General features: G+C 58.3%; 17 protein-coding genes. 8 read left to right on the top strand and 9 right to left on the bottom strand.

Going from position 1 to position 16,744, the window contains the following annotated elements:
- Position 1: 1 nt before the first annotated feature.
- Genes VVR27_RS02135 through mnhG form a run of 4 tightly spaced genes read left to right on the top strand, consistent with a single transcriptional unit; the run spans position 2 to position 2,975 of the window.
- On the top strand, positions 2 to 1,621 hold the full coding sequence (locus VVR27_RS02135; RefSeq protein WP_368546860.1) for a Na+/H+ antiporter subunit D: 1,620 nt from the start codon (positions 2 to 4) through the stop codon (positions 1,619 to 1,621).
- Positions 1,618 to 2,190, top strand: a complete 573-nt coding sequence (locus VVR27_RS02130; protein ID WP_368546859.1) for a Na+/H+ antiporter subunit E — start codon at positions 1,618 to 1,620, stop codon at positions 2,188 to 2,190. Before VVR27_RS02135 ends, VVR27_RS02130 begins: the two co-directional genes overlap by 4 nt.
- Complete coding sequence (locus tag VVR27_RS02125; RefSeq protein ID WP_368546858.1) at positions 2,187 to 2,615, top strand: monovalent cation/H+ antiporter complex subunit F; 429 nt, start codon at positions 2,187 to 2,189, stop codon at positions 2,613 to 2,615. The genes VVR27_RS02130 and VVR27_RS02125 overlap by 4 nt, the downstream gene beginning before the upstream one ends.
- A gap of 3 nt (positions 2,616 to 2,618) precedes the next feature.
- Positions 2,619 to 2,975, top strand: a complete 357-nt coding sequence (mnhG, locus tag VVR27_RS02120; protein ID WP_346871888.1) for a monovalent cation/H(+) antiporter subunit G — start codon at positions 2,619 to 2,621, stop codon at positions 2,973 to 2,975.
- A 68-nt stretch (positions 2,976 to 3,043) separates the two neighbouring features.
- Here the strand turns inward: mnhG and VVR27_RS02115 are convergent, their stop codons facing one another.
- The 8 genes from VVR27_RS02115 to VVR27_RS02080 form a co-directional block, all read right to left on the bottom strand.
- On the bottom strand, positions 3,044 to 3,802 hold the full coding sequence (locus VVR27_RS02115; protein WP_368546856.1) for an ABC transporter permease: 759 nt from the start codon (positions 3,800 to 3,802) through the stop codon (positions 3,044 to 3,046).
- Positions 3,799 to 4,983, bottom strand: coding sequence for an ABC transporter substrate-binding protein (locus tag VVR27_RS02110; RefSeq protein ID WP_368546855.1), 1,185 nt, complete (start codon positions 4,981 to 4,983; stop codon positions 3,799 to 3,801). The genes VVR27_RS02115 and VVR27_RS02110 overlap by 4 nt, the downstream gene beginning before the upstream one ends.
- On the bottom strand, positions 4,973 to 5,692 hold the full coding sequence (locus VVR27_RS02105; protein WP_346923667.1) for an ABC transporter ATP-binding protein: 720 nt from the start codon (positions 5,690 to 5,692) through the stop codon (positions 4,973 to 4,975). Before VVR27_RS02105 ends, VVR27_RS02110 begins: the two co-directional genes overlap by 11 nt.
- Positions 5,685 to 6,743, bottom strand: coding sequence for an acyl-CoA dehydrogenase (locus VVR27_RS02100; protein ID WP_368546854.1), 1,059 nt, complete (start codon positions 6,741 to 6,743; stop codon positions 5,685 to 5,687). Before VVR27_RS02100 ends, VVR27_RS02105 begins: the two co-directional genes overlap by 8 nt.
- A gap of 92 nt (positions 6,744 to 6,835) precedes the next feature.
- Positions 6,836 to 7,369: a DUF4242 domain-containing protein gene (locus VVR27_RS02095; protein WP_368546853.1), complete on the bottom strand. Its 534-nt coding sequence runs from the start codon at positions 7,367 to 7,369 to the stop codon at positions 6,836 to 6,838.
- Positions 7,370 to 7,632: 263 nt separating this feature from the next.
- Positions 7,633 to 9,111, bottom strand: coding sequence for a peptide MFS transporter (locus VVR27_RS02090; RefSeq protein ID WP_368546852.1), 1,479 nt, complete (start codon positions 9,109 to 9,111; stop codon positions 7,633 to 7,635).
- 226 nt (positions 9,112 to 9,337) lie between these two features.
- A complete protein-coding gene (gene pgm, locus VVR27_RS02085; RefSeq protein WP_368546851.1) occupies positions 9,338 to 10,975 on the bottom strand; it encodes a phosphoglucomutase (alpha-D-glucose-1,6-bisphosphate-dependent) in 1,638 nt (545 codons plus the stop codon).
- Positions 10,976 to 11,160: 185 nt separating this feature from the next.
- On the bottom strand, positions 11,161 to 12,543 hold the full coding sequence (locus tag VVR27_RS02080) for an aldehyde dehydrogenase family protein (protein WP_368546850.1): 1,383 nt from the start codon (positions 12,541 to 12,543) through the stop codon (positions 11,161 to 11,163).
- Positions 12,544 to 12,769: 226 nt separating this feature from the next.
- Here VVR27_RS02080 and VVR27_RS02075 point away from each other — a divergent pair, with 226 nt between their 5' ends.
- Positions 12,770 to 13,099 (top strand): rhodanese-like domain-containing protein, encoded by a 330-nt coding sequence (locus VVR27_RS02075; protein WP_345443457.1) that lies wholly within the window; start codon positions 12,770 to 12,772, stop codon positions 13,097 to 13,099.
- A gap of 125 nt (positions 13,100 to 13,224) precedes the next feature.
- Positions 13,225 to 14,676, top strand: coding sequence for an anthranilate synthase component I family protein (locus VVR27_RS02070; RefSeq protein ID WP_368546849.1), 1,452 nt, complete (start codon positions 13,225 to 13,227; stop codon positions 14,674 to 14,676).
- 24 nt (positions 14,677 to 14,700) lie between these two features.
- On the opposite strand, the gene VVR27_RS02065 is transcribed toward VVR27_RS02070, so the two are convergent.
- Positions 14,701 to 15,111 (bottom strand): hypothetical protein, encoded by a 411-nt coding sequence (locus VVR27_RS02065; protein WP_368546848.1) that lies wholly within the window; start codon positions 15,109 to 15,111, stop codon positions 14,701 to 14,703.
- Between the two features lie 139 nt (positions 15,112 to 15,250).
- Here VVR27_RS02065 and pyrE point away from each other — a divergent pair, with 139 nt between their 5' ends.
- Positions 15,251 to 15,832, top strand: coding sequence for an orotate phosphoribosyltransferase (gene pyrE, locus VVR27_RS02060; protein ID WP_251379534.1), 582 nt, complete (start codon positions 15,251 to 15,253; stop codon positions 15,830 to 15,832).
- Positions 15,833 to 15,901: 69 nt separating this feature from the next.
- Complete coding sequence (locus tag VVR27_RS02055; RefSeq protein WP_368546847.1) at positions 15,902 to 16,591, top strand: TrmH family RNA methyltransferase; 690 nt, start codon at positions 15,902 to 15,904, stop codon at positions 16,589 to 16,591.
- Positions 16,592 to 16,744: the final 153 nt, after the last annotated feature.

The following is a 16,744-nucleotide window of genomic DNA, read 5'->3' as shown; positions in this document are numbered from 1 at the left end:
TGTGGAACTAGCTCAGCTCGCCCCCCTCAGTGTCATCGTGCTGTTCATGGCAGCAGCCCTGACCTTCATCTCTAAAAAAGATAAAACACAGCGTCTCATCGCCTTCTTTGCCGTGGCAGGGGTGCTCATTTTTGAGATTCTCATGCTTTTCTCGGTATGGAACCTAGAGCCTCAGATTGTTTTCATTGCCGGTTGGGAGGCTCCCTTCGGTATCACTCTGGTGGTCGATCAGCTCTCGGCTCTTATGCTGGTGGTTTCCTCCACTATCTCTCTTGCCGTGCTGGTTTTCGCCACCGGCCAGAACCTGGCGGATGGCGATGACGAGGTGCCCATCTCGGTCTTCTACCCCACCTACCTCATGCTGCTGGCAGGCGTCTCTAACGCCTTCTTAGCAGGGGACCTCTTCAACCTCTACGTGGGCTTTGAAATCCTGCTCATGGCGTCCTACGTGCTGATCACCATGAACGCCAACACCCCGCGTATTCGTGCGGGCGTGACCTACGTGGTGGTCTCCGTGGTCTCATCTCTGCTCTTCTTGACCGCTATCGGCTTTGTCTACGCTTCAGTAGGCACCGTGAACATGGCCGACCTTTCGCTCAAGTTGGGGACCCTCCCTGAAGGCACCCAGATGCAGCTACACCTCATGCTGCTCATCGCCTTCGGCATCAAGGCAGCGGTCTTCCCGCTCTCCCTCTGGCTACCCGACTCCTACCCCACGGCACCAGCACCGGTGACCGCCGTCTTCGCGGGCCTGCTCACCAAGGTGGGCGTTTACGCTATCATCCGCACCGAAACCCTGCTCTTCCCTGGCGGGCAGCTCTCCACCCTGCTGGGCGTCGTCGCTGGCTTGACCCTGCTGGTAGGTATCCTCGGTGCCCTGGCACAGGGTGACATCAAGCGTCTGCTCTCCTTCATCTTGATCAGCCACATCGGTTACATGATTTGGGGTATCTCGCTCAACAACGAACTGGGCCTGACCACCGTGGTCTTCTACATCGCCCACCACATCGTGATTCAGACCGGCCTCTTCATGGTGGTAGGTCTGATTGAACGCCGTGCCGGCTCAACCAACCTGCGCCGCCTGGGTGGGCTCATCAAAATTTCACCCTTCCTGGCTCTGCTCTACTTTGTGCACGCCATCAACCTGGGCGGAATCCCGCCCTTCTCCAGCTTTATCGGCAAGGTTGGCTTTATCGAAGCTTCCGTGCAAAACGGTGGTGCCCTCGCCTACATCAACGCAGGCATCGGCGTCCTCGTTTCACTGCTGACCCTGCTGGCTTTGGCTCGCGTCTGGAACAAGGCTTTCTGGCGCCCCGCCAAGGACGCAGAACAGCCCACCCCCGCTCTGGTCCGAGCCGAGCATACCGGTGAGCAACCGGATGAAACCGACAGTAAAAATATCCCCGCCTCCATGATGGTCTCTACCGTCAGCCTGGTATCAGTAGGTGTGCTCATCACTGTATTTGCTGGCCCACTCTACAACCTCTCAGACCGAGCATCAGATAACTTGCTCAACCCCGACCGCTACATCTCAGCGGTTCTCGGTGAGGACGCTCCCACCCGCGAACAGTTCATCAACGAACAGGTCAACCTCAACGGCTCCCAGGAGGTCAACCAGTGAAAGCCCTAAAAACCTCCAGCTCCGACCTGCTGCACTCCATTCCGCCTACCCTCTGGTTGGTTTTCGTGTGGTGTGCCCTCTGGCAGAACTTTTCCCTGCCCTTCCTAGCCTTCGGGCTGGTGCTTGCGGTGGGAATCGTCTGGATTTTCCGTTTGCCCACCCTCTACCTCTCTAACCGCTTCAACCCCTGGTATGCCATCAAGTTTTTGGCGCTCTTCATTTGGAATATCGCGGTAGCCAGTGTGCACGTTATGTGGCTGGCCTTCACTTTCACTCCGCCGCTGCGTAACTCTGTGGTGGCAGTTCAGCTGCGCACCCACTCTGACCTGCTCCTCACCGCGGTATCACACACCATGTCCCTGATTCCCGGCTCGGTCGTCGTTGAAGTAGACCGCTCCCTTTCGGTGCTCTACTTCCACGTGCTCGATAGCTCCACTGAAGAAGAAATCCAAGACTTCATCCGTACCGTGGGCTACTTCGAATCTCTCATCATTAAGGCCGTAGGCAGTAAAGAAGAACACGAAGCGCTACGTGCAGATGAGAAACTCGATAAGGAGGCCGCAGCATGAACCTCACAACCATAGCCTGGATCGTAGGCGTTATTCTCACCATCTCAACGTGGGGCACCGTCTACCGTATCTGGAAGGGCCCCTCACTGCTGGATCGTGTGCTCGCTAGCGATGTTTTACTCTCCATCATCACCTCGGCACTCTGCATCATCATGATCGTCACCGATACCGAGTACTCGATCATTCTTCTGGTCGCCATTGCCCTCATCGGCTTCGTCGGCTCTGTCACCGTGGCACGCTTCGCGGATAACTCTAAAGCAGATGAAGCTACCCCCATCACCACTGTTGAACGGCACCGCCGCAGTAAGAACCGCGGCAACCGCTCAACCGGTCACGATCACCGTGATTACCATGCAGAGGATACCGACAAAGTGCACCACAGCGAGTCGCATCCGTCCCGTGCATCAATGGATCAGGGGGAATAAACCGTGAATACCGATCTCATCCTCGATATTATTACTGCCATCTGCCTGATAGTTGGCTCCCTCATGTCGCTAGCAGCGGCGGTGGGCCTGGTACGCTTCCCGGATCTGCTGACCCGTCTACACGCTGGTACTAAGCCGCAAATCTTTGGTATTATGTTGCTGCTCCTGGCGGTAGGGCTCCACAAGAGAAGCTGGGAGGACGTCCCGGTGCTGATTCTCATTATGGTGCTTCAGATGATCACCGTCCCCATCTCGGGTCATATGATGGCGCGCTCTGGCTACCGTAACAAGCACTTCCGTAAAACTGACCTCCGCCACGATGACCTGCGTCGTCTGGTCGATGAGGTAGAGGGTAGGTAGAGCGTGTAAAGACCCGCTTTCTGTACAGCCCATGTGGTGTCACAGAAAGCGGGTCTTTTAGTGCCCGACTACTTGAGTAGCTTCTGTGCCAGCGTGTCCAGGGCAATGCCTAGAACACCAATGACCAGGATAACCACTAGCATCTCGTCGTAGGCTAGTCGGTCACGGGCATTCAAAATCTCGTAGCCGAGGCCCGAAGAAACCCCTAACATCTCGGCTGGCACAATAATGACCCAGCCAATACCCAGCGCCAGGCGGATACCCGAGAGTACAAAGGGACGGATAGAGGGCAACACTACTGAGCGCAGTTGCTCGGGGCCGCTAGCCCCCAGCGTCCTAGCTACCTGAAGGTGTGCCGGGTTGAGTGCCCGCACCCCCGAAACCGTACCCAGAGTAATGGGCCAAATAGCGGCGATAGCCACCAGGAAAATAACTGGCAGGCTACCCACCCCAAAAAGAGCCACCGCAATGGGCGCCCAGGAGAGTGGGGAGACCATACGCAAGAACTGCACCAGCGGGGCACTGGTCTGCTCAACGAGGTGGGAGAACCCGATGACCAGCCCGAGAGGGACGCCCAAGAGAGCGGCAAGACCCAGCCCACTTAACAACCTCAACAGGCTGATACCGATATCAGAGAGCAGCACCCCGCGGTCCAGTAGGCTCTTCAGGGCGTCTGGGACGTTCGCGGGGGCGAAAGCTGCCAGCATTAGGTTGCCGGTAGCTGCTCGGGTGAAAATCCACCAGAGGAAAACAGCGAAGATAATGCCTGCAGCGCCCAGCGCCCAGCTCTTAGTCAGTGACTGATTCTGCTTCTTGAGAGTGCTCATGCTGAAATCTCCTCGGTGCGCTCTAGGCTCTTGAGACCGAACGTGCCCAGCCCACCCGCTGCTTGCATAGCCTGGGTGACCAACTCCGAATTAACTAACTCCCCGTGCACCGCTGAAGCGTCCAGGTCTTCGAGAAAATCGGTCGGGGCGTCCATGAGGGTGTTGCGCATTTGTTGGACCAGTTCTTGGGTGTAACTCGCGTAGGGATAGGGCTGAAACTGCAGTAACTCCCCGCCCCAGCTGGGGTGTTTAATAATTTCCTTATGCTCCTCAAAATGGTCGGTCATGGCCCGCAAAATGGCAGCGGGCTTCTGCGGGAGGTACTTCTTTTCAGAGAGCAGGGCAGCTGCCTCCACACGGTTCTCGCGGGCATAAACCTGCGCTTTGACCAGGGCATCTACGAACTTCTGGGCGGCCCCGCCCTCCCGCTCAATCAGCGAGGAACGCATCATGGTGACGCAGCAGGCATGATCGCGCCAGACATCGCCCATAAAGCGCTGAATTGTGCCCGTTCCGCTGGCGTGGGCGGCAGCATTAAAGGGGTCAGCCACCGTAAAACCCGCTATGGTGCCGTTGGCCAGTGCCGGAATCATATCCGCCGGCGCCATAACAATAAGAGCTACCTCATTCTGAGTTTTGTCTGCAGTTGTACGAATCACCGGCGTCAGCCCAGCCTCCTTCAAAATCTTCTGCACCAGAATGTTGTGAAGAGAAAACCAGGCTGGAATCGCCACCGTCTGCCCCGCCAGCTCAGACAAGTTGCTGATGGACGGTGAGAGAGTCAGCGCCGAGCCGTTCACGTGATTCCACGCCACCACCTGAGCGTCAGCGCCCAGATCGTACTTGAGGTATACCGCCATAGGCATGAGCAGGTGAATCACATCAACGCTGCCCGAAATAAAGGCTTCGGTGAGTGAGGCCCAAGAGCGGAAGAGCACCGGCTGTTCCACCTGCACTCCTGCGTCCTCATACAGGCCCCTGGCGTGCGCCAGGAGCAGAGGAGAAGCGTCAGTGATAGGGAGATAGCCGATTCTGATAGCGTCATCGGTGCTCTGCGCCCTGCCGGCAGCTTCAGCACCGGACGCCGCCCCAAGAGTGTGGGCACCCCAAGCAGCGCCGGCTGTCGCCAGGGTAAGGCCGCCTGCCTCCAGCACCCTTCGACGGTTGAGTTTAGATGACATAGGAACTCTGCTCACGGTAGTAGCCCAGAATTTCGTCCTTGGACACCTGCTCATCACGAGGTCTCCAGAAGCGGGTAAAACCCTTGCCCGCCTCAAAGAATCCAATGCGGTCACCCACCACCGTGGCCTCAGCGATATCGTGGGAGACCATCAAAACGGTCAGCCCCAGATCTTCAATCAGGCTACGCAACCACCCCTGTAATTCTTCGCGGGTGGCCGGGTCAAGGGCCGAGAAGGGCTCATCGAGGAGTAAGAGAGAAGGCTGAATGGCCAGGGCTCGACCAATGGAAACTCGCTGGGCCTGGCCGCCAGAAATCTCACTGACTTTACGGTTTTCAAGTCCGTTCAGACCTAACCGAGAGATCAGTGCATTGACTCCATCAGCGGTCACTCTGCCGCTGTTGCGTTTGTAGCGGGAACCTAACTCGATATTCTGCCGAACCGTCAGCCAGGGGAAGAGCGAAGCTTCCTGAAAGACCACGGCTAGCCGGCCCCGGTCAGCCACCTGTATGGAGCCGGAATCTAGTTCTTCAAGCTGCGCCACCGCACGTAAGAGGGTCGACTTACCGGAGCCGGTAGCTCCCAGAACCACGAAGGCTTCACCCCGAGTCAGAGCGAGATCAATATTTTTGAAGATAGGTTGGGGTGCCCCGGGATAGGTTTTGGTGGCACCTGTAACGGTGAGAGCGTCCATGATTGTCTTAGTCAATCTGAGAGAGTTCATAGCGCAGGTGGCCCTCGGTGGGGGATTGGACGGGCAAGAACGTTGCCTCGCGGTAGCGACGGGCGGTGGCGCAGGTGGTCTTGTAGCCGCGTCCGCCAATCACTGCCATTTCCAGGTGGGTGGCGCTGATCGCCAGGTGAGAGACGTCCAGACGCAACTGGAGCAGACGGCGGCGGCTGGTAGCGGCAGGCTCTTGAGCAAGGTCGGTAAGTTCGGTGCGCAGACGCTGGTATTCAGCCTTAACCTGATCAAATTCCTGGGTGAAGATACCCCGGGAGACACTGGTGTGGGGAGCCGTTGCCGCAAGGGCTGCCGCTGCCAGGCCCAGGCAGAAAGAGGACTGAATCAACAGAAAAGGTGCAGTGATGGTCGCGAGGAAACCTGGGACGTCGCGGCTGAGAATATCCGACTCGGGGACAAAGACCTCGGTTAGACGGATAAACCCGGATTCTGTCGCATCCAGCGCCAGGAGACCTTTCTGGTACTTCACATCTAGCCCCTCAACGCCCACACGCAGGGTGACGATGTAGCTAACCGGCTCACCGGGCGCAGCATCCTCAACTGCCACGGGAAGAACCATGACACCTCCCGGGTAGAGGTTGGATGCCCAGCTGATGCTTCCATTGAGCAGTAACCCGCCGTCGGTGTGCTTTGCCTGGACTCCCAGTTCCCCTACTCCCGAGGCGTGCTTGAAGGCGGCAGCCATGGCGGTTGATCCGGTGGTCTCACCGGTTTCCATACCCTCGGGGAGCTGACGTCCCACGGCGTCAAAGAAGGCGATAGTAGCCCGGTGGGCCCAGAGTGAGAAGGCGGTTGCGGTATCTTCGGTCGCCAGGTCAAAGGCTACGGCCGCCTGGGGGAGCACTGACCCGGTTCGCCCCAGCGTCAGCAGACCCTCCTGCCCCAGCTCACGCAGGGTCTCGAAAGGGGAGCGTTCCCCCGCGTCCACTGCGGTAGCGTATTCTCGGGCTAGCGCCAGCAGGTTGTCCCGCTGGGAGTAAGGGTAGAGAGGTTCAAGGGTAAAAATGCTTGTCATGGCTGTTTTCTAACTGCTCTAGAAGTGGGATGCTGGGGTTTTAGAGTGTAAAAAAACCGCCGCCTGGTGATGGGCGGCGGTCTCTGCTGTGTCTAGACGTTGAGCTTGAAGAGGCGGTCAATGGGAGTTGATACCGCTTCGCGTGCTCGTACGACCGCTGCCTCATCAGGGGCATCGTAGAAACAGAGGCACTTGGCGGTATCTTCTCGCACGTAGGTGCGCAGGAAGGACACCTCGGGCACCTGCGCGTACTTAGGAGAGTTAGCCTTCTTGCGAGTGAGGTACTGATCCATGGTGATTTCTGTGGGGATATCCCATTCAACCAGGTACTCTGCGCTGGACTTGAGCTTCTTGATGTCCTCGAGTTCAGCACCTACTAGACGCACCTCATCGGGGCCCTCCAGCCCAGCGCGGGCACTGAAGGCATCCTTGACCGCGGGAGCGAAGACGCCGGGGTTAGCTGCCTCGATGATGGCGAAGACCAGCGTGTAGTCACCGGTGACCTGGGTTTCAATCAGCTCAGCGCCGTCCACGCCGCCCAGTACCTGAGCGATGTCAGCAACCAGTGCTTTCGCTTCGTCCTGCGAAGCGTCGTGAGGGGTGAATTCTACGAGGTAGAGTGACATGTTCTCTCCGTTTCATGCGGGGTGCCAGCATTTTAAAGACACCTGTTCGCACTAGACTACGCCCGCAGTTTTAGAGGTGTCTAAGTTTTAGAATATTCCGCTTTACATGGGGTAACGCTGGGCAACAATTCGTAATGGGTGATTGCCAAAAAGGGCAGAAGTAGCTAGAAGGACGCCGCCCCGCCACTCCCCTCATCCACCGGAAATCGGTGCCGGGAGGGAGCTGCGGGGCGGCGTCCTTCTGTCTAAAAAGATGCTTGCTGCTAACGCACGCCGGCCATCTTCTTGACGATCCACTTATTCATGGCCCAGAGAACGGCACCGATAACGATGGTGACGATACCCAGGATGGTGAAGTAAGCGACCTCGGTTTCCATGGTGTAGAAACGGCCCAACCAACCTGCCAGAACGGTGCCCAGCGAGACAGAGGTGAAGTAGAGCGCAACCATAGCCACGCGGTGCTTCTCGGGCGCCAGTTTGGTGGCCAAGGAGGTACCCACCGGTGAAATTGCCAGCTCGCCCATGGTGCAAATAAAGAGAATCAGCACAATCCACAGGAAGTTCACGTTGGTGTTCCCTGCCTGGGTTAGGAAGATCAGGAAGGCTAGACCAATCAAAATCAGGGCAAGCGAGAACTTGACCGGGGTGGTGGGCTGACGGTCACCCAACTTGGTCCACATGGCAGTAAAGACAGCGCCGAAGATCATGATGAAAACCGGGTTAATGGAGTTCATAAATTCGGGGGTGAACTGTAGACCCATGATGTTCCAGTTGATACGGGATTCTGAGTAGATTGCTAGCACAGTGAACTGCTGCTGGAAGAGCGCCCAGAACGCTACGTTACCGATGAACATGGGAATGAAGGAGACCACCCGGGAATGCTCGTCCACTGTGGTGTGCTTTGAGGTCAGAAGGGTGTAGAAGAGTACCGCGGCGCTGATTGCAACAATGGTCATGACCCAGGTTGCCAGGTTGGCGGGGTTGATGAGACCGGTCATCACCAGGACGAGCACCGCTGCAACGATGACTACAGCAAGACTGCCGTAGATCTTCTTCTCGCTAGCATTCATGGGCTCAGAGAGCTGGTGGACGCTGACGGGTAGGTTCTTGCGGGTCAGTGAGTACTGGGTCAGGCCGATTGCCATACCTGCAGCCGCTAGGCCGAAGGCGATGTGGAAGCCGTAGGATTCCCGCAGAATACCGGTGAGCATGGGGCCGAAGAAGGCACCGATGTTTACACCGATATAGAAGATGGTGAAGCCACCGTCACGGCGGGGGTCGGTGCGGTCGTAGAGAGACCCTACCAGCACTGATGCGTTGGTTTTAAGACCTCCGGAGCCGATAGCAACAAGCACCAGACCGGCAATAACGCCCGCTGCGCCAGGTAGCACGGCGAGTGCCAGGTGACCTGCCATAATGGCGAAGGCTGAGTAAAAGAGGGTGCGTTCGGGCCCGAAGACACGGTCGCCTAAGAAGCCACCCACGACTGCCATGAGGTAGACCATGCCACCGTAAGCGCCCATGACACTGGATGCTGATGCCTCGCTGAGAAGTCCAAGACCGCCACGGTCAGCTTCCCAGTAGAGGTAGTAGAGCATGATGACCTGCATGCCGTAGAAGGAGAAACGCTCCCAGAGTTCTACGGAGAAGAGGCTGGCCAGCATGCGGGGGTGGCCGAAGAAGGTTTTGCCGCTGGGGTTATGGGCGTCCTCCGGAGTAGGCCGCAGTGCGGGGGTTGTCATAGTAGTACCTTGTGTCTCGGTGTATTTACGGGAAGACCGTGTATATAAATGCGGTCGGTAGCATACCTTACTCTCTTGGATTGGCTATTTGCACTTCTGAAGGAGTACCTCTGATGCTGGCGGGCGATTTTTGGTGTGCTGGCGCGCATGAAAAAGGGGCTGTTCGGGAGATCGCTGTGATAAATACAATCTCTCGAACAGTCCCTTCGCAGCGGAGCGCTAGACGCTAGGCGATGACGCCGTCCACCAGCGCCTTAGCTTCCTTCTGAACCTGAGCCAGGTGCTCAGCGCCCTTGAAGGATTCGGCGTAGATTTTGTAGACATCTTCGGTGCCTGAGGGGCGGGCCGCGAACCAGGCGTTCTCGGTGGTCACCTTCAAACCGCCAATGGAAGCACCGTTGCCGGGTGCCTCGGTCAGCTTGGCGGTGATAGCCTCGCCTGCAAGCTCCAAAGCGGTGACGTCCGCCGGTGAGAGCTTGCCCAGCTTGGCCTTCTGCTCGCGGGACGCCGCGGCGTCCACCCGGGCGTAGGCGGGCTCACCGAAGGACGCGGTCAGCTCAGCGTAACGCTGGGAGGGGGTCTTGCCGGTCACTGCGGTCATTTCGGATGCCAGCAGGGCCAAGATGATGCCGTCCTTATCGGTGGTCCAGACCTTGCCGTCGCGCATGAGGAAGGAGGCACCTGCGGATTCTTCGCCGCCAAAACCGATCGTGCCGGTGCTCAGGCCGTCTACAAAGTACTTGAAGCCCACGGGAACCTCAATGAGCTTGCGGCCCAAAGAATCAGCCACGCGGTCGATAATTGAGGAGGACACCAGGGTCTTGCCAATGCCAGCATCTGCTGCCCAACCGGTGCGGTTGCGGTAGAGGTAGTCAATGGCGGTTGCCAGGTAGTGATTGGGGTTCATCAGCCCGTGATCGGGGGTAACAATTCCGTGGCGATCCGAGTCGGCGTCGTTGCCGGTGGCGATGTCATACTTATCGCGGTTGGCAATCAGGGAGGCCATTGCGTTGGGGGAGGAGCAATCCATGCGGATTTTCTCGTCCCAGTCCAGGGTCATGAAGGCCCACTGGGGATCAACGGCGGGGTTTACTACATCCATATTGAGCTTGTACTGCTCAGCAATGCGCTGCCAGTAGGCAACGGAGGCGCTACCCATGGGGTCCGCGCCAATCTTTAGACCGGAGGCTGCGATAGCCTCCATATCGATGACATCGCCCAGCTCGTTCACATAGGTGCCCAGGTAGTCATAGGTGCCTGTGGTCTCTGCTGCCGCGGCCTTCTCAAGGGGCAGACGAGCTACATCCTTGTTTCCGCCTTCAAGCAGCTCGTTGGCACGGTCGGCAATCCAGCCGGTTGCATCAGAATCAGCGGGGCCACCGTGGGGAGGGTTGTACTTGAAACCGCCGTCGGCAGGCGGGTTGTGGCTGGGGGTGATCACAATGCCATCAGCCTGCGCGGTGTTGGCGGGATTAGCGTTGTAAACGATGATGGCGCGTGAGAGCGCGGGGGTGGGCACAAAACCTTCGTTGGCATCCAGCAGAACGGTGACACCGTGAGCCGCCAGAACCTCCAGCGCGGTATCCTGCGCTGGGCCTGAGAGCGCGTGGGTGTCCTTACCCATAAATAGCGGGCCGGTGATGCCCTGACCCTTGCGGTACTCCGCAATTGCCTGAGAAATAGCAGCAATGTGAGCGTCGTTAAAGGAACTCTTAAGGGAGCTGCCACGGTGCCCGGATGTACCAAAAGCCACGCGCTGTGCGGGATCGGTCATCTCGGGGGTGAGGTCATAGTAAGCGCTGATCAGCGCATCGATATCAACAAGGTCTTGAGGGGTGGCAACTGTGCCTGCGCGGTTTGACATGTATTAAGCCTAGCCCCGTGGTGTGCATGAACCGCGTAGAACCGCCCGTGTGTAATCTTCATTGTGGACGTTGATGAGGCGACGAGCATTAGAGAGCCTTTTGCTGCGCCTCGGTTTAAAACGTGTGACCCGGCTAGAACAATAGCCGGGTCACACAAAACCGCGAAAGAGCGGCGCGAAGGGTTCTAGCTGAGCTTAGTAGCGCGAATCAGCTTCTCGTTGGTGAACTCAAGCAGACCCCACTGGGTGAGTTCACGGCCGTAACCTGACTTATTGATACCACCGAAGGGTAAATCTGCCTGGGTAACAACGTGCTCGTTGACCAATACCATACCGGCTTCGATCTGATCAGCAACTTCAAGCCCGTGGTCCATGTCCGCGGTCCACACAGATGCCTGCAGACCGTACTCGCTGGCGTTGGCGAACTCAATTGCCGCTGCCTCGTCCTTGACCTTGTAGACCACAAGAGCCGGGCCAAAGAGTTCATTGCAGGAGAGGTCATCATCGAAATCAACGTCGGTGAGCAGGGCAGGGCTCATGAACCAGCCGGGGCGGTCTAGCTTCTTGCCGCCCGCATGCAGGGTCGCGCCGTCCTTGACTGCCTGCTCGATGCGCTCGACGGCGTCATCGCGTGCTGACTCTGAGGACAACGGGCCCATCTGGGTCTTGGGGTCATCGGCGTCGCCCACCACGAAGTTCTCAACGGCGGTTTTTGCTGCTTCAACGAACTCGTCGTAAACGTCTTCAACCACGATGATGCGCTTGGGTGAGGTGCATACCTGGCCAGCATTTGAAAAGCGCAGACCAGCAAGGGTTTCTGCCACCTTGCCCACGTTCTCAACGTCGGCCAGGACAATGGCGGGGTCATTGCCACCCAGTTCCATGACAGACTTTTTAAGGTTTTGCGCCGCCAGCTCAGCAACTGCAGCACCGGCACGTTCAGAGCCAGTGACCGATACGCCTTTCACGCGGAAATCCTTGAGGATGTGTTCGACGTCCTCGGTGTTGAGGTAGAGGTTCTGGTAGGCACCCTTGGGTAGGTTTGCTTCTAGCAATACTTCCTCAAAAGCAGCTGATGAAACGGGGCAGATAGACGCCTGCTTCATCAGGACCGTGTTACCCACCAGCAGGTTGGGGGCGGTGAAGCGTGCTAGCTGGTAGTAGGGGAAGTTCCAGGGCATGACACCCAAAAGGACGCCCAGCGGGTCGTGACGCACGAAGTTTACGGGTGCACCCTTGGCATTCAGCGGTGAATCTTCAAGATGTGCAGGGCCTTCAGTGGCGTACCAGTTGAAGATATCCACCACAAGCTGGATTTCAGCCAGAGCATCGGCACGGGGCTTGCCCATTTCACGTCCGATGATTTCAGCGAGTTCATCCTTGCGAGCATCGAAGCCCTTGGCGACCGCCGCGAGCACCGTGGCGCGCTCCGCTACGGAGTTATTTTTCCAGGAAAGGTAGGCCTCGTGGGCAGTGTCGATGAGCCCGGGGATCTCGCTGGATGCGAGGCTATCAAAAGTCTTTTCAACCTTACCGGTATTGGCGTTGGTGAGTGCGTAGGTGCTCATAGCAACCTCCTTTGAGTAAGCGCACGGTGTTTGTAAGCGTGCTTTCTGTTAACTCTAGCTCTGTAGCGCGGCTTGTCAAAGGGGGGGTGGGGAGAAAAGCTCTGTGCTCACAGCGTAGAAGTGCGGTTCGGAGACGATGATTTCGGTACTGGCTGAACCACTTGTGAGCAGCACCCTGCCCCGCCTATCCTGAAGCTAAGAAACATCTCAAGTAAAGGACTCCACTGTGAACGAAGACATCCCCCAGGTCACCGTCGACCAGATTCCCGAAGGCGCCAAAATTCTGGACGTCCGCGAGGACTACGAGTGGCAAGAAGGTCACATCGCCGGCGCCCAGCATATTCCCCTGGGCGAAGTTCCCGAGCGGTACGGTGATGTGCCAGCAGACGAAGATGTGTACGTCATTTGCCGTGCCGGTGGCCGCTCACTGCGGGCTGCCGCCTACCTCAACCAGTACGGCTTTGACGCTATCAACGTCATTGGCGGTATGGGTGCCTGGCAGGACGCCGAGATGCCCATGGTCTCCGAGAACGGTGAGACCCCGCAAGTACGCTAAGCTCCTCTGCTACTACGGTGCTACTACGGCCGCCCCGGTATCACCGGGGCGGCTTTTTGGTGCAGTGGGAGGGCCGCTCTCTTCGCTATACCTTGCCCCCAGATCTTGCCCGATATACTAAACCGGTGACTTCCCTGACCTGCCTGCCCCTGCCTTTCCCGGTGGAACCCAAAGACGCCTTCCCCCTGGTGGCAGGCACCAACCCTTACGCTTTTTGGCTGGACTCAGCTCGCGATGAATCGCCCATGTCCCGCTATTCCTACCTGGGTGCCCCTCACGATGGGGGAGCGCTACGCTATGAGTCTGCCGGGCTAACCCAGCCGCAGGTCAGCGTTCTCGATGGTAAGGGGGCTATGGCGCGCACCCTACCCGGCACTATCTGGCAGGTTCTGCCTCGGATGCTGGCGGATGCCCCCGCTATTGCCGGCGCGGAGGGCCTCCCGCCGGATGCTCTGCCTGGCGGTTACGTAGGCTTTATGGGCTATGAGGCACACGCCGATTTTGAACTGACTAACTTTCACCACCAGCATCCGTATCGGCACGCGTCCACCCCCGACGCGCTCTGGATGCCTGCTACCCATTACCTGGCCTACGAGCACGCTAGTGGTAAGGCTTGGTTGATAGGCCCGGATGCCTGGGTTCAGCAGACGGCACGCCGGTTGGCAGAGTTGCGTGAAAACACTGGTGCTCACACTATGCAAGCTAGAGCATATGTACCTGCCATACCGGATTTTCCCCTACCTGACCGCGATGACTACCTCGCTAAAGTACAGGAATCTCAGCGGGAAATCTTCGAGGGCAACAGCTATGAAGTCTGCTTAACCGCTGAAACATCTACCCGGGTTCAGCCTGCTCTTGATGAAGCTGATCTTCTGGCTCTTTATCTAGCCCAGCGTGAGAAAAATTCTGCCCCCTACGCCAGCTTTTTGCGTTGCGATGAGTTTACGGTGCTCAGTTCGTCGCCCGAAAAGTTCCTGAGCGTGACCGCCGGTGGGCAAGCCGAGAGCAAGCCCATTAAGGGCACCGTGCCCCGCGGTGCTACCTCCGAAGAGGACGCCGCGGCGTCCGCCTGGCTGGCATCGGACCCAAAAACCCGGGCGGAGAACCTCATGATTGTGGATCTGCTCCGCAACGACCTCTCGTTGGTGTCCTACCCCGAGTCGGTACGCGTGCCGGTGCTCATGGGCGTTGAAAGTTACTCGACCGTTCACCAGCTGGTCTCCACTATTACCGCCCAGTTGCGCCCCGGCATCACTGCGGTAGATGCAACTGCCGCCTGCTTCCCAGGTGGCTCTATGACCGGGGCGCCCAAAGCGTCCACCATGGCAATTATCGACCGGCTTGAGAGGCGCGCTCGCGGGGTCTACTCCGGCGCTCTGGGCTACTTTGGGGCAGACGGCTCCGCTGCCCTGTCCATTGTGATTAGGACGCTGGTCGCTTATAGGGATGGCACTCTCACCCTGGCTGCTGGGGGAGCGATTGTGGCTGATTCAGACCCCGTTGCCGAATATGACGAGATGGTCACCAAGTTGCGCGCGGCCGTGCCCCGCCCCGCTGATGGGGTGGCCGGGGCCTAATGGAATCTCAGCAACCCCCCGCAGCTACTTCTTAGCTACGTAAAGAGCTGCGGCAATCATAGGAATCTGCAAGGGGAGGCGGCGCAGGCGCTTGGTGTCGGTATCAAATACCCCCGGGATATCAATGCCCTGAGTGTACTGGTAAACATTGGCGGGGAAAACCGCCGCAAAAAGGGCCGCAGAACCTAGACCGGATACACGTCGTGCGCCGGGTGCGGTCAGCAGGATGAGGCCCAGGGTCAGTTCAGCAACACCGGATGCATACACCGCACCCTCGGGGCTGCCCGGTACCCACGGCGGGACGATAGATGCGAACGAATGCACCGCGTCGTTCTTAAAATGCAAAGCGCCCATGAAGGTGAGGCCAGCACCCAGACCCAAGCGGGTGAGTTTCTGCCCGGTAGTTTCGGTGGTGTCTTTCCTAAAAAGGTTCATGCGTACCATGCTACGCCCGCTGGTCTAGCGGCCTGCCCTCACCTGGCGTTCTAAGTAGCGTTATCTCCACTCAAACCCAACGCAGAATTAGAGCCTCGGAGCTACAGGTGGCATGGGCACACCCATTAGACTAGGGAACATGACTAACCTCTCTGACACCCCCACCATCGAAGAAGCCCGTGAGCGTCTGCGCCAGCTCATCTCTGAACTTGCCGTTGTGCGCGGCAAGGTGACCTTGGCGTCCGGTAAAGAAGCCGACTACTACGTCGACCTGCGCCGCATCACCCTACACCACGAGGCGTCCCGCCTGGTCGGTCAGGTCATGCTTGACCTCATTGACTCAGCCGGCATCGAGTTTGATGCCGCTGGCGGTCTGACCATGGGCGCTGACCCCGTCGGGCACGCCATCATGCGCACCGCAGGCGACAATAACCGCGCCATCGACACCTTTGTAGTGCGTAAGGCTCAGAAGTCCTACGGCATGGGCCGTCAGGTTGAAGGCCCCAGCGTGGTTGGACGCCGCGTCGTTGCTGTTGAGGACACCTCCACCACCGGTGGCTCCGCCCTGACCGCTGTTGAGGCCCTGCGTAACGCAGGTGCCGAGGTCGTGGCTGTTGCCGTCATCGTTGACCGAGCAACCGGCGCCAAGGAGCACATCGAAGAGATCGCGGGCGTTCCCTGCCTCTACGCCTACTCCAAGAGCGACCTGGGCCTCGACTAACCACTGTTTTTGGTGCAGAAGACCCCTCAGCGCAGGGGTCTTTTGCCGTGTGAGAGAGAGTTTTATTTCATGAGTGACGACCAGCAAAGCGAACTGTTTGCCCAAGCTGCACCCGATCAGCCCCTGGCCCCGGCTCCTGAGGATGCCCGCGTGGTCGGCGTCGGCCCCTGGGAAGGCGAGTGGCCCGAGGGTGAGCACTGGGACGAGGAACTGTTGCGCCAGGGCGACCGCCGCAACGTCTTAGACCACTACCGCTACTGGACCATGGACGCCATCATCGCTGACCTGGACGCCCGACGCCACACCTTCCACGTGGCAATCGAGAACTGGCAGCACGATTTGAACATTGGCACCGTGGTGCGCACCGCCAACGCTTTTTTGGCGAAAGAGGTGCACATTATTGGTAAGAAGCGCTGGAACCGCCGCGGCGCCATGGTCACCGACCGCTACCAGCACGTGCGCCACCACCCCACGGTCGAAGACTTCGTCGAGTGGGCACGAGCCGAGGGGCTAGCAATTATCGGTATCGATATCTTCCCAGATTCCAAGCAGTTAGAAACCTATGACCTTCCTAAGGACTGTGTGCTGGTCTTTGGCCAGGAAGGCCCGGGCCTGTCAGAGGGAATCCACGCTGCTGCAGAGGCGACTTTGTCCATCGAGCAGTACGGCTCTACCCGCTCCATGAACGCGGCAACTGCCGCCGGTATCGCTATGCACGCCTGGATCCGCCGCCACGAGTTCGGTCAGAAGGTCAACTAGATTTTCGTGCAGAGTGGCGCTTCTTGCCGGTGAATGACAGATAAATGCCGCTGACCGGCAGGAAATGCCATTTTAACCGCAGCGGCTTCTAGCAATCAGTTCAGCCTTCTGAGCGGGTGTACCCTTGGCAAATAGAGACTTGCACCTGTGCAC

It is taken from the genome of Rothia sp. LK2492 (genome assembly GCF_040946345.1).
Classification (GTDB): domain Bacteria; phylum Actinomycetota; class Actinomycetes; order Actinomycetales; family Micrococcaceae; genus Rothia; species Rothia endophytica.
The sequence above is the reverse complement of the archived record's forward strand: the minus strand, read 5'-3'. Positions and strand labels throughout refer to the sequence as shown.

What these genes read in the sequence shown, in the direction of transcription:
- pgm (WP_368546851.1), bottom strand. Translation starts at nt 10,975, where the DNA reads ATGTCAAACCGCGCAGGCACAGTTGCCACCCCTCAAGACCTTGTTGAT.
- VVR27_RS02080 (WP_368546850.1), bottom strand. Translation starts at nt 12,543, where the DNA reads ATGAGCACCTACGCACTCACCAACGCCAATACCGGTAAGGTTGAAAAG.
- VVR27_RS02095 (WP_368546853.1), bottom strand. Translation starts at nt 7,369, where the DNA reads ATGTCACTCTACCTCGTAGAATTCACCCCTCACGACGCTTCGCAGGAC.
- VVR27_RS02100 (WP_368546854.1), bottom strand. Translation starts at nt 6,743, where the DNA reads ATGACAAGCATTTTTACCCTTGAACCTCTCTACCCTTACTCCCAGCGG.
- VVR27_RS02055 (WP_368546847.1), top strand. Translation starts at nt 15,902, where the DNA reads ATGAGTGACGACCAGCAAAGCGAACTGTTTGCCCAAGCTGCACCCGAT.
- pyrE (WP_251379534.1), top strand. Translation starts at nt 15,251, where the DNA reads ATGACTAACCTCTCTGACACCCCCACCATCGAAGAAGCCCGTGAGCGT.
- VVR27_RS02065 (WP_368546848.1), bottom strand. Translation starts at nt 15,111, where the DNA reads ATGAACCTTTTTAGGAAAGACACCACCGAAACTACCGGGCAGAAACTC.
- VVR27_RS02125 (WP_368546858.1), top strand. Translation starts at nt 2,187, where the DNA reads ATGAACCTCACAACCATAGCCTGGATCGTAGGCGTTATTCTCACCATC.
- VVR27_RS02115 (WP_368546856.1), bottom strand. Translation starts at nt 3,802, where the DNA reads ATGAGCACTCTCAAGAAGCAGAATCAGTCACTGACTAAGAGCTGGGCG.
- VVR27_RS02090 (WP_368546852.1), bottom strand. Translation starts at nt 9,111, where the DNA reads ATGACAACCCCCGCACTGCGGCCTACTCCGGAGGACGCCCATAACCCC.
- VVR27_RS02110 (WP_368546855.1), bottom strand. Translation starts at nt 4,983, where the DNA reads ATGTCATCTAAACTCAACCGTCGAAGGGTGCTGGAGGCAGGCGGCCTT.